The sequence below is a fragment of the Streptomyces thermodiastaticus genome (assembly GCF_014656135.1).
GTDB lineage: Bacteria > Actinomycetota > Actinomycetes > Streptomycetales > Streptomycetaceae > Streptomyces > Streptomyces thermodiastaticus.
On the sequence record NZ_BNBV01000003.1, the window covers coordinates 217,258 to 229,066 of the forward strand.

The window sequence follows — 11,809 nt, forward strand, 5'->3', positions numbered from 1 at the left end:
GCACCGCCGGCTGCGGCGGCCCGAACCCGCGGCCACGGCGGTCCCGGGCCGCGGGCACCGGTGTCCCCCGACCGGCGGACACCGGCGCCCCGGCCCGCCCCGCCCGGCCGGGGAGAGCCCCGCTCCCGGACGACGGAAGCGGGGTCGGTATCGTCGCCCTGCACAGACCTCGACCAGGGGGAGTTCCACATGTCCGGCCGTCCGTCCGCGAGCCGCCGTACGATCATCCGAGGCGCGGCCCTCACGCCCGTCGCCGGGCTCGGGCTCGCCGCCTGCGGCCCCGACGGCGGTGCCTCGGCCCCCGCGACCCCGACGGCCCCCGTCGACCTCGGCCCGGAGAGCGCGGTGGCCGAAGGGAGCGCCACGCTGTTCCGCGACCACAACGTGGTCGTCAGCCGGGCCGCGGACGGCACGCTGAAGGCGTTCAGCACCATCTGCACGCACGCCGGATGCCCGATCGACAAGCTGGAGGGCACGACCCTGGTCTGCCCCTGCCACGGCAGCCGGTTCGACGCCACCACCGGCAAGGTGGTGCAGTCCCCGGCCACCGTGCCGCTGGAGCAGGTCCCGGTGCGGGCCAAGGGCGGCAAGCTCATCGCCGGCCCCGGCGCCTGACCGGGCCGCCCCGCCGAGGCCCCCGGCCGGCACGGCCTACTCCCAGTCCCAGCCGATCCCCACGATCCCCGGCCGCACCCGCGGCTCGACGAGGTGGACCGAGCGGTGCCGTTCGCTCACCGGCAGCTCCTGCCGCCCGTCGCGCGGCGCGGCGGCCGAGGTCTGGACGAAACGGTGGCAGCGCACGGGGAGCGAGGCGGTGTCGAAGCGCACCAGCAGGGCGTACTGCCCGCCCGCCGAGGCGAACATCCGCGCGTACTCGTGCGCCACACCGGCCGTGCCGTCCTCGACGCCGTAGCGGAACAGGTACGACTCGCCGGCCCGCAGGCTGCGGTCGAAGAGCAGTTCGGTGATCAGCAGGCCGGCGGCGTGGTGCCGGTGCACCCGCCCGGTACGGCAGTTCTCCAGCGGCCGCACGGCCATGCGCTCCGGGGCGCACCCCGGGTCGCCGTGATGCACGGCCACGAAGCGGTCCACTCCGTCGCGCCGGGCCCGCACGATGTGCTGCGACTCGGCGCCGACGAGGGTGCCCGACGGCCCGATCCGCACCCGTTCGTGGTGCCCGAGCGTCCGCACTCCGCCGTCGTCCGGCACGCCCAGCCCGGCCAGCACCTCGCGCAGCACCGCGGAGGCCGTGACCAGCGAGCGGTACGAGCGCGTGGCGGCGCGCCGGCCGGCCGGGTCCCCGGTCAGCAGCCGGATCAGCGACTCCTCGGGCAGCCGCAGGATCTCCTCCAGGGCCCGCACGGCGCGCAGCGACTCCGGGCGCCGCGGACGCCGGGCCCCCTGCTGCCAGTAGCTCAGACTGGTCACGCCGACCCGGACCCCACGGCGGGCCAGATGGTGCTGCACACGCTGCAGCGGCAGCCCCCGGGCGGCGATCGCGGCGCGCAGCGCCACATGGAACGGACCGTTCCGCAGGGCCGTGTCCAGCTCCGTGCGGGCGCTTGCCGGCTGCTGAGGGGCGTCCTGCATGCGCGGGCCTTTCGAGGAGGGTGCGGCGGCCGGACGGACCGGACGCACGGGGCCCGTCCGTCCCACGGCCCCGGCGTTGCGGGCATTGATAGCGCGCCCGCCGCGGTGCGACAACACCCCGGGGCGCACCCGTGGCGCACCCGTGACCGGTCCGGCACCCCGGCGGTCCGGCCCCGGCCCGCCGGTCACAGGGGGCCGCGCACCCCCGGCGAGGACGGCGTCCCGCGCGGTGTCCGCAGGCCCGGCCCGGGGGTGTTGTCGCACCGCACACGCGTCGTCCACGGGCCCGCCCCGGTGCCGTCCACAGGCCCGGCCCGGCGTCGTCCACAGGCCCGCCCCGGTGTCAGTGACCGCCAGTAGGGTGTGAGACATGGCCGACCCCTCCAGCTACCGCCCCAAGCCGGGAGACATCCCGGACTCTCCCGGGGTCTACAGGTTCCGTGACGAGCACCGCCGGGTGATCTACGTCGGAAAGGCGAAAAGCCTGCGCCAGCGCCTGGCGAACTACTTCCAGGACCTGGCGAACCTCCACCCGCGCACCCGCACCATGGTCACCACGGCCGCGTCCGTGGAGTGGACCGTGGTGTCCACGGAGGTGGAGGCCCTGCAGCTGGAGTACTCCTGGATCAAGGAGTACGACCCCCGGTTCAACGTCAAGTACCGCGACGACAAAAGCTATCCGTACCTCGCGGTGACGATGAACGAGGAGTTCCCGCGGGTGCAGGTCATGCGCGGGCACAAGAAGAAGGGCGTGCGCTACTTCGGCCCGTACGCCCACGCCTGGGCCATCCGCGACACCGTCGACCTGCTGCTGCGCGTCTTCCCGGTGCGCACCTGCTCGGCCGGCGTCTTCAAGAACGCCGCCCGCACCGGCCGTCCGTGCCTGCTCGGCTACATCGGCAAGTGCTCCGCGCCCTGCGTCGGCCGGATCTCCCCCGAGGACCACCGGGAGCTGGCCGAGGAGTTCTGCGACTTCATGGCCGGCCGCACCGGCACCTATCTGCGCCGTCTGGAGCGGCAGATGGCCGAGGCGGCCGAGGCGATGGAGTACGAGCGGGCCGCCCGCCTGCGCGACGACATCGGGGCCCTGAAGAAGGCCATGGAGAAGAACGCGGTCGTGCTCGCCGACGCCACCGACGCCGACCTGGTCGCCGTGGCCGAGGACGAATTGGAGGCCGCCGTGCAGATCTTCCATGTGCGCGGCGGACGCGTGCGCGGCCAGCGCGGCTGGGTGACCGACAAGGTGGAGGACGTCACCACCGGCGCCCTGGTCGAACACGCCCTGCAGCAGCTCTACGGCGAGGAGAGCGGGGACGCCGTGCCCAAGGAGGTGCTCGTCCCGGCCCTGCCCGACCCGGTCGCACCCGTGCAGCAGTGGCTCACCGGGCGCCGCGGCTCGGGCGTGTCCCTGCGGGTGCCGCAGCGGGGCGACAAGAAGGCCCTGATGGAGACGGTCGAGCGCAACGCCCGGCAGGCGCTCGCCCTGCACAAGACCAGGCGCGCCTCCGACCTGACCACCCGCTCGCGCGCCCTGGAGGAGATCGCCGACGCCCTCGGCCTCGACAGCGCCCCGCTGCGGATCGAGTGCTACGACATCTCCCATCTGCAGGGCGAGGACGTGGTCGCCTCCATGGTCGTCTTCGAGGACGGCCTGCAGCGCAAGAGCGAGTACCGGCGCTTCCAGATCAAGGGCTTCGAGGGCCAGGACGACGTCCGCTCCATGCACGAGGTCATCACCCGGCGCTTCCGCCGCTACCTCGCCGAGAAGGAGCGCACCGGCGAGTGGGTGGACGACGGGGCGGGGGAGAACGGGCTCAAGGACGAGGAGGGCCGTCCCCGCAAGTTCGCCTACCCGCCCCAGCTGATCGTCGTCGACGGCGGGCAGCCGCAGGTCGCCGCGGCCCAGCGGGCCCTGGACGAGCTGGGCATCGACGACATCGCCGTGTGCGGCCTGGCCAAGCGCCTGGAGGAGGTCTGGCTGCCCGGCGAGGACGACCCGGTGGTCCTGCCGCGCACCAGCGAAGGGCTGTACCTGCTGCAGCGCGTCCGCGACGAGGCCCACCGCTTCGCCATCACCTATCAGCGCACCAAGCGGGCCAAGCGGCTGCGCGTCGGCCCCCTGGACGGCGTGCCCGGCCTCGGCGAGACACGCAAGCGGGCGCTGATCAAGCATTTCGGCTCGGTGAAAAAGCTCCGGTCCGCCACAATCGACCAGATCTGTGAGGTACCCGGCATAGGCCGCAAGACGGCCGAGGCGATCGCCGCGGCCCTCGCCCGGACGGCCCCGGCCGCACCCGCCGTGAACACGGCAACTGGAGAGATCATGGAAGACGTGGACGAGGCGGTACCCGGACCGACGGCGGGCACCGCAGGGGAGCCCGTCGCCACGGGAGCCCCGGAGCGACGACGGGGGCGTGAGAGATGAGCGAGCACGAGCAGCCCGCGACCGGAGAGGACCGGACCCGCGACGGCACACGTGAGGACCTGCGGCAGCGCACGGTCCGGAAAGACGGAGCACAGGTGAGTCAGGGCATCGACCTGGCCGGCGTCCCCGACGCCGCCATCCCCGAGCTGGTGATCATCTCCGGCATGTCGGGGGCCGGCCGCTCCACGGCGGCCAAGTGTCTGGAGGACCTCGGCTGGTTCGTGGTCGACAACCTGCCGCCCGCCCTGATCCCCACCATGGTGGAGCTGGGCGCCCGCTCGCAGGGCAACGTGGCGCGCATCGCGGTCGTCGTGGACGTCCGCGGCCGCCGCTTCTTCGACAATCTGCGCGAGTCCCTGGCGGACCTGGAGGCGAAGAACGTCACCCGGCGGGTGGTCTTCCTGGAGTCCTCCGACGAGGCCCTGGTGCGCCGCTTCGAGTCGGTGCGCCGCCCGCACCCGCTCCAGGGCGACGGCCGCATCGTCGACGGCATCGCCGCCGAACGGGAGCTGCTGCGCGAGCTGCGCGGCGACGCCGACCTCGTCATCGACACCTCCAGCCTCAACGTGCACGAGCTGCGCGCCAAGATGGACGCCCAGTTCGCCGGCGAGGAGGAGCCCGAGCTGCGGGCCACGGTGATGTCCTTCGGCTTCAAGTACGGCCTGCCGGTCGACGCCGACCTGGTCGTCGACATGCGCTTCCTGCCCAACCCGCACTGGGTCCCCGAGCTGCGGCCCCACACCGGCCTGAACGAGGAGGTCGCCGACTACGTCTTCAGCCGGCCCGGCGCCAAGGAGTTCCTCGACCGCTACACCGAGCTGCTCCGGCTGATCGCGGTCGGCTACCGCCGCGAGGGCAAGCGGTACGTGACCGTCGCCGTCGGCTGCACCGGCGGCAAGCACCGCTCGGTCGCCATGGCCGAGAAGCTCGCCACCCGGCTCGCGGCCGAGGGCGTGGAGACCGTCGTCGTCCACCGGGACATGGGGCGCGAGTGAGCGGACGTACATCACGGCTGGGCCGGCTGCGCCGGGTGATCCCCGAGTCGCGCGCCGGCCGCCCCGCGCCCGACCCGCGCGCCGCCCGCCCCGAGGGCCGCGGCGCCCGGCCGCGCCGCCGGGGCGCCCAGCCCAAGGTGGTCGCGCTCGGCGGCGGCAGAGGGCTGTCCGCGTCGCTGGCCGCGCTGCGCCGCATCACCGGGGACCTGACCGCCGTCGTCACCGTGGCCGACGACGGCGGCTCCAGCGGACGCCTGCGCGAAGAGCTGGGGGTGCTGCCCCCCGGCGACCTGCGCAAGGCGCTGGCCGCGCTGTGCGGCGACGACGACTGGGGCCAGACCTGGGCCCGGGTGATCCAGCACCGCTTCACCTCCAAGGGCGAGCTGCACGATCACGCGGTCGGCAACCTGCTGATCGTCGCCCTGTGGGAGCAGCTCGGCGACCATGTGCAGGCCCTGGACCTGGTCGGCAAGCTGCTCGGCGCGCACGGACGCGTGCTGCCCATGTCCGCCGTGCCGCTGGAACTGCAGGCCCTGGTCAAGGGACACGATCCTGAGCGGCCCGACGAGGTGGACACCGTGCGCGGCCAGGCCACGGTCGCGCTCACCCCGGGCGAGGTGCAGTCCGTGCACCTGGTGCCGCCCGACCCGCCCGCCGTGCCCGAGGCCGTCGAGGCGGTGCTGGACGCGGACTGGGTGGTGCTGGGCCCCGGCTCCTGGTTCTCCTCCGTCATCCCGCACCTGCTGGTTCCGGACCTGCTGGACGCCCTGATCACCACCAAGGCGCGCCGGGTGCTGTCGCTGAACCTCGCCCCGCAGCCCGGAGAAACCGAAGGCTTCTCACCGCAGCGTCATTTGGAGGTTTTGGGACGACACGCCCCTAAACTCGCCCTGGACGTGGTGCTGGCCGACGAGGCCGCCGTGCCTGACCGCGACGTGCTGACCGAGGCCGCCAAGCGGTTCGGGGCCGCGGTCGAGCTGGCCCCGGTGGCCCGCAGGGACGGAACCCCTCGGCACGATCCGGAGCTGCTGGCCGCCGCGTACGACCGTATTTTTCGGATGCATGGAAGGATCGGCCCATGGCGATGACGGCAGCGGTGAAGGACGAGATCTCCCGGCTTCCCGTCACCCGGACCTGCTGCAGAAAGGCGGAGGTCTCCGCCGTCCTGCGGTTCGCCGGCGGCCTCCACCTGGTCAGTGGGCGCATCGTGATCGAGGCGGAACTGGACACCGCGATGGCCGCGCGGCGGCTGAAGCGGGACATCCTGGAGATCTTCGGGCACAGCTCCGAGCTGATCGTGATGGCACCGGGCGGGCTGCGCCGCGGCTCGCGCTATGTGGTGCGCGTGGTCGCGGGCGGCGACCAGCTGGCCCGCCAGACCGGGCTCGTCGACGGCCGGGGCCGCCCGATCCGCGGCCTGCCGCCGCAGGTGGTCTCGGGGGCCACCTGCGACGCCGAGGCCGCCTGGCGCGGCGCCTTCCTCGCCCACGGCTCCCTCACCGAGCCCGGCCGCTCCTCCTCGCTGGAGGTGACCTGCCCGGGCCCGGAGGCCGCGCTCGCCCTGGTCGGTGCCGCCCGCCGGCTGTCCATCGCCGCCAAGGCCCGCGAGGTGCGCGGCGTGGACCGGGTCGTCGTCCGTGACGGTGACGCCATCGGCGCGCTGCTCACCCGTCTGGGCGCCCACGAGTCCGTGCTGGCCTGGGAGGAGCGGCGGATGCGCCGCGAGGTCCGCGCCACGGCGAACCGGCTGGCCAACTTCGACGACGCCAACCTGCGCCGTTCGGCGCGCGCGGCGGTCGCCGCGGGTGCCCGGGTCGCCCGCGCGCTGGAGATCCTCGGCGACGACGTCCCCGAGCACCTCGCCGCCGCCGGACGCCTGCGCATGGAGCACAAGCAGGCATCCCTGGAGGAGCTGGGCGCGCTCGCCGACCCGCCGCTGACCAAGGACGCCGTGGCCGGCCGTATCCGCCGCCTGCTCGCCATGGCTGACAAGCGCGCGGCCGACCTCGGCATCCCGGGCACCGAGGCCAGCCTCACCGAGGACCTGGCGGACAACCTCGCCGGCTGACCGGAGCGCCCGCGCCCGGCCCGGGACACGGCCCCATCCTCCACCGTGCGGGGGAGCGGCACATGCCCCGGCGGTCGTCTCCCCGGACCCCGTCATCGCTCTGCGCGAACTGCCGGACGTCCCGAATATGCGCCGACGGAAATCAGCCTTTCTCATATGAGAGAGGGGGTTCACGAAAGAGTGATCAATGTGAACAACGTGCCCTCGTCGAACCGTAGCGAAATGGAGTGATCCGGGCGCTCGTGCGAGCGGCCCGTATCTCTCCTGATCGGTATGAAGCGCCGCGCTTTTCGCGGGGCGTCCGAATGTCACTCAGGCGGCTCCAGAGCGGTAGGGTCGGGGGTGGTCGGGGACATCCCAAAACAGCTCGCCGGCGTCGAATCCGGCGTACCAACGAGGAGATCGGTTCGTGACGATCCGCGTAGGCATCAACGGCTTTGGCCGCATCGGTCGTAACTACTTCCGCGCGCTGCTGGAGCAGGGTGCAGACATCGAGATCGTGGCTGTCAACGACCTGGGTGACACCGCGACCACCGCTCACCTGCTGAAGTACGACACCATCCTCGGCCGACTCCAGCAGGAGGTCTCGCACACCGAGGACACCATCACCGTCGGCGGCAAGACCATCAAGGTCCTCTCCGAGCGCAACCCGGCCGACATCCCCTGGGGCGAGCTGGGCGTGGACATCGTGATCGAGTCCACCGGCATCTTCACCAAGAAGGAAGACGCCGAGAAGCACCTCGCCGGCGGCGCGAAGAAGGTCATCATCTCCGCGCCGGCGAAGAACGAGGACGTCACCGTCGTCATGGGTGTCAACCACGACACCTACGACCCGGCGAAGCACCACGTCATCTCCAACGCCTCCTGCACCACCAACTGTGTGGCGCCGATGGCGAAGGTCCTCGACGAGAACTTCGGCATCGTCAAGGGCCTGATGACGACGGTGCACGCGTACACCAACGACCAGCGGATCCTGGACTTCCCGCACAAGGACCTGCGCCGGGCCCGCGCCGCCGCCGAGAACATCATTCCGACCACCACCGGTGCCGCCAAGGCCACCGCCCTGGTGCTGCCGCAGCTCAAGGGCAAGCTGGACGGCATGGCCATGCGCGTCCCGGTCCCCACCGGCTCGGTCACCGACCTGGTCGTCGAGCTCTCCCGCGAGGTCACCAAGGAAGAGGTCAACGCCGCCTTCCAGAAGGCCGCCGAGGGCGAGCTGAAGGGCATCCTGGAGTACACCGAGGACCCGATCGTCTCCTCCGACATCGTCAACGCCCCGGCGTCCTGCACCTTCGACTCCTCCCTGACGATGGTCCAGGAGGGCAAGAACGTGAAGGTCATCGGCTGGTACGACAACGAGTGGGGCTACTCCAACCGCCTCGTCGACCTGACGGTCTTCGTCGGCAGCCGGCTCTGATCGGCTGAAACAGGCGTCTCGATGCGACACCAGGGCTCGGGCAGCGCGGCACGGCGCTGCCCGGGCCCTGACGCACGTACGGCACGCCGGGGCGCTCGGCCCGCCTGCGCGCCCCCCGACCGGCCCTCGTACGATCAAGAGCCCCTCCTTTGGAGTCCCATCCCATGAAGACGATCGACGAACTTCTCTCCGCAGGCGTGGACGGCAAGCGGGTCTTCGTCCGCGCCGACCTCAACGTGCCGCTGGCCGACGGTGTGATCACCGACGACGGCCGCATCCGCGCCGTGCTGCCCACCGTCAAGGCCCTCGCCGACGCGGGCGCCAAGGTGGTCGTGGCCTCCCACCTGGGCCGCCCCAAGGGCGCCCCGGACCCGGCCTTCTCCCTGCGGCTCGCCGCCGACCGGCTCGGTGAGCTGCTCGGCGCCCCGGTGGCCTTCGCCGAGGACACCGTCGGCCCGGCCGCGCAGAGCGCCGTGAACGGCCTGCAGCCCGGCCAGGTCGCGGTCATCGAGAACCTGCGCTTCAACTCCGGTGAGACGTCCAAGGACGACGCCGAGCGCGGCGCCTTCGCCGACCGGCTCGCCGCCCTCGCCGACGTCTACGTCGGCGACGGCTTCGGCGCGGTGCACCGCAAGCACGCCTCCGTCTACGACCTCCCGGCCCGGCTGCCGCACTACGCCGGCTACTTGATCGCCACCGAGGTCGGCGTGCTGAGGAAGCTCACCGAGGACGTCCAGCGGCCCTACGTGGTCGTGCTCGGCGGCGCCAAGGTCTCCGACAAGCTGGCCGTCATCGACCAGCTGCTCGGCAAGGCCGACCGCCTGCTCATCGGCGGCGGCATGGCGTACACCTTCCTCAAGGCCAAGGGCTACGAGGTCGGCAAGTCCCTGCTGCAGGAGGACCAGATCCCCGCGGTCACGGAGTACATGGAGCGCGCCGAGAAGTCCGGCGTCGAGCTGCTGCTCCCGGTGGACGCGGTGGTCTCGCCCGACTTCCCGGACCTGAAGACCAAGGCACCGGCCAAGACGACCGCTGTCGCCGCCGACGCCATCCCGGCCGACCAGGAGGCCCTGGACATCGGCCCGGAAACCCGCAAGCTCTACGCCGCCAAGCTCGCCGACGCCGCTACCGTGTTCTGGAACGGCCCGATGGGCGTCTTCGAGCACCCCGACTTCGCCGGGGGCACCAAGGCCGTCGCCCAGGCCCTGACCGAATCGGAGGGCTTCACCGTCGTCGGTGGCGGTGACTCCGCCGCCGCCGTCCGCACGCTCGGCTTCGACGAGTCGGCGTTCGGCCACATCTCGACCGGTGGGGGCGCCTCCCTCGAGTACCTCGAGGGCAAGACGCTTCCCGGCCTCGCCGCACTGGAGGACTGACCTCGATGACCACCCGCACGCCGCTGATGGCGGGCAACTGGAAGATGAACCTCAACCACCTCGAGGCCATCGCCCACGTCCAGAAGCTCGCCTTCGCCCTGAGCGACAAGGACTACGACGCCGTCGAGGTCGCCGTCCTGCCGCCCTTCACCGACCTGCGCGCGGTGCAGACCCTGGTCGAGGGCGACAAGCTGAAGATCAAGTACGGCGCCCAGGACCTCTCGCAGCACGACTCCGGTGCCTACACCGGCGAGATCTCCGGCGCGATGCTGGCCAAGCTGAAGTGCACCTACGTGGTGATCGGTCACTCCGAGCGCCGGCAGTACCACGGCGAGGACGACGCCCTGGTCAACTCCAAGGTCAAGGCCGCCTTCCGGCACGGCCTGACCCCGATCCTGTGCGTGGGCGAGGAGCTCGACGTCCGCGACGCGGGCAACCACGTGGCCCACACCGTCGCCCAGGTCGAGGGCGGCCTGAAGGACATCCCGGCCGAGCAGGCCGAGACCCTCGTGATCGCCTACGAGCCGGTGTGGGCCATCGGCACCGGCAAGGTCTGCGGCGCCGACGACGCCCAGGAGGTCTGCTCCGCGATCCGCGCCAAGATCGCCGAGCTGTACTCGCAGGACGTGGCCGACAAGGTCCGCATCCAGTACGGCGGCTCCGTGAAGTCCGGCAACGTCGCCGAGATCATGGCGCGCCCCGACATCGACGGTGCCCTGGTCGGCGGCGCCTCCCTGGACGCCGACGAGTTCGTCAAGATCGTCCGGTACCGCGAGCAGTGAGCCGGACGGCGTGATCCGCCGCGTGCCTGTCCGTCGGTAGGCGGCAGCGGCGATCCGTCGTACGCTGTGCGGGGGCCGCGGGCTCGGCCGGTGAGCGGCTAAGCTCACCGGAAAGGAGCTTCGGCCCCCGTCGTCCATCCAAGTCCGAGGAAGTTGGTCCAGCCGTGGTTCTGGGGTTCTCCATCGCCCTGATCGTCTTCAGCCTGCTGCTGATGCTGCTGGTGCTGATGCACAAGGGGAAGGGCGGCGGCCTCTCCGACATGTTCGGTGGCGGCATGCAGTCCTCCGTCGGCGGCTCCTCGGTCGCCGAGCGCAACCTCGACCGCATCACCGTGGTGATCGGTCTGCTCTGGGTCGCCTGCATCGTGGTCCTCGGCATCCTGATGAAGAGCAACAACTGACCCGGACCCTTTGGCGGTGGCCCCGCTCTTCCCGAACGCGAAGCCCCATGGTCGGTACGCGCCCTGCGGCGCGGCCTATCATGGGGCTTGCGTCTGGGAGTGGGGCTGCTGTAACTCCAATCACCGGACGCGCGTTGGGCCTTACGTAGACTGGGGCGCTCGCGGCGAAGCGGAACGCCGACTCGCTTCGCGGCACCATCACGCAGGGAGTTACGACCGTGGCAAGTGGCAACGCGATCCGAGGAAGCCGGGTCGGGGCGGGGCCGATGGGCGAGGCCGAGCGCGGCGAGTCCGCGCCGCGTGTGCGCGTCTCCTTCTGGTGTGCCAACGGGCACGAGACGCAGCCGAGCTTCGCCACCGACGCACAGGTACCCGACACCTGGGACTGCCCGCGCTGCGGCTTCCCGGCCGGACAGGACCGGGACAACCCGCCGGACCCGCCGCGCACCGAGCCGTACAAGACGCACCTGGCGTATGTGCGGGAGCGGCGCAGCGACGCGGACGGCGAGGCGATCCTCGCCGAGGCCCTGGCCAAACTCCGGGGCGAGATCTAGGGACTGACGCCCGGTCAGGGCTCCTCACGAGCGATCTGACCGGGCATTTCGCGTCCGGCGCGCGACGGGCGGGCACCGACCCGGCCTGCGGTCGCCGCGATCGCCCCCTGGCCCGGCCCGTCACCGGCGGCGCGGGCGGGGCATTGATATGACTCTCCCTCAGAAAACCTGCCCGTGCGCCCCGTTGGCGGCCAGGACCCG

General features: G+C 72.1%; 11 protein-coding genes. 10 read left to right on the plus strand and 1 reads right to left on the minus strand.

Annotated elements, in window-relative coordinates; genetic code table 11:
* The first annotated feature begins 189 nt into the window (after positions 1 to 189).
* Positions 190 to 615 carry a Rieske (2Fe-2S) protein gene (locus tag IE286_RS04550; RefSeq protein ID WP_189795288.1) on the plus strand — a complete coding sequence of 142 codons (426 nt, stop codon included), beginning with the start codon at positions 190 to 192 and terminating at the stop codon, positions 613 to 615.
* Positions 616 to 651: 36 nt separating this feature from the next.
* Here IE286_RS04550 and IE286_RS04555 read toward each other — a convergent pair whose 3' ends face one another.
* A complete protein-coding gene (locus IE286_RS04555) occupies positions 652 to 1,590 on the minus strand; it encodes a hypothetical protein (protein WP_189795289.1) in 939 nt (312 codons plus the stop codon).
* Between the two features lie 370 nt (positions 1,591 to 1,960).
* Between IE286_RS04555 and uvrC the strand changes: the two genes are divergently transcribed.
* The 9 genes from uvrC to IE286_RS04600 all read left to right on the plus strand — a co-directional run bounded on the left by uvrC (position 1,961) and on the right by IE286_RS04600 (position 11,608).
* Entirely contained in the window at positions 1,961 to 4,015 is a 2,055-nt protein-coding gene (uvrC, locus tag IE286_RS04560; protein ID WP_189795290.1) for an excinuclease ABC subunit UvrC, read from the plus strand.
* Entirely contained in the window at positions 4,012 to 5,010 is a 999-nt protein-coding gene (gene rapZ, locus IE286_RS04565; RefSeq protein ID WP_189795291.1) for an RNase adapter RapZ, read from the plus strand. Before uvrC ends, rapZ begins: the two co-directional genes overlap by 4 nt.
* The gene (locus IE286_RS04570; RefSeq protein ID WP_189795292.1) at positions 5,007 to 6,098 is read left to right on the plus strand and encodes a gluconeogenesis factor YvcK family protein; all 1,092 of its coding nucleotides are present in this window, start codon (positions 5,007 to 5,009) and stop codon (positions 6,096 to 6,098) included. Before rapZ ends, IE286_RS04570 begins: the two co-directional genes overlap by 4 nt.
* Entirely contained in the window at positions 6,089 to 7,078 is a 990-nt protein-coding gene (whiA, locus tag IE286_RS04575) for a DNA-binding protein WhiA (protein ID WP_189795293.1), read from the plus strand. Before IE286_RS04570 ends, whiA begins: the two co-directional genes overlap by 10 nt.
* Positions 7,079 to 7,487: 409 nt before the next feature.
* Positions 7,488 to 8,495 (plus strand): type I glyceraldehyde-3-phosphate dehydrogenase, encoded by a 1,008-nt coding sequence (gene gap, locus IE286_RS04580; RefSeq protein ID WP_189795294.1) that lies wholly within the window; start codon positions 7,488 to 7,490, stop codon positions 8,493 to 8,495.
* Between the two features lie 164 nt (positions 8,496 to 8,659).
* A complete protein-coding gene (locus IE286_RS04585) occupies positions 8,660 to 9,871 on the plus strand; it encodes a phosphoglycerate kinase (protein WP_189795295.1) in 1,212 nt (403 codons plus the stop codon).
* A gap of 5 nt (positions 9,872 to 9,876) precedes the next feature.
* Positions 9,877 to 10,653 carry a triose-phosphate isomerase gene (gene tpiA / locus IE286_RS04590; protein WP_189795296.1) on the plus strand — a complete coding sequence of 259 codons (777 nt, stop codon included), beginning with the start codon at positions 9,877 to 9,879 and terminating at the stop codon, positions 10,651 to 10,653.
* Positions 10,654 to 10,817: 164 nt separating this feature from the next.
* Positions 10,818 to 11,054 carry a preprotein translocase subunit SecG gene (gene secG, locus IE286_RS04595; protein ID WP_189795297.1) on the plus strand — a complete coding sequence of 79 codons (237 nt, stop codon included), beginning with the start codon at positions 10,818 to 10,820 and terminating at the stop codon, positions 11,052 to 11,054.
* 218 nt (positions 11,055 to 11,272) lie between these two features.
* Positions 11,273 to 11,608, plus strand: a complete 336-nt coding sequence (locus IE286_RS04600) for an RNA polymerase-binding protein RbpA (protein ID WP_189795298.1) — start codon at positions 11,273 to 11,275, stop codon at positions 11,606 to 11,608.
* Positions 11,609 to 11,809 lie beyond the last annotated feature (201 nt).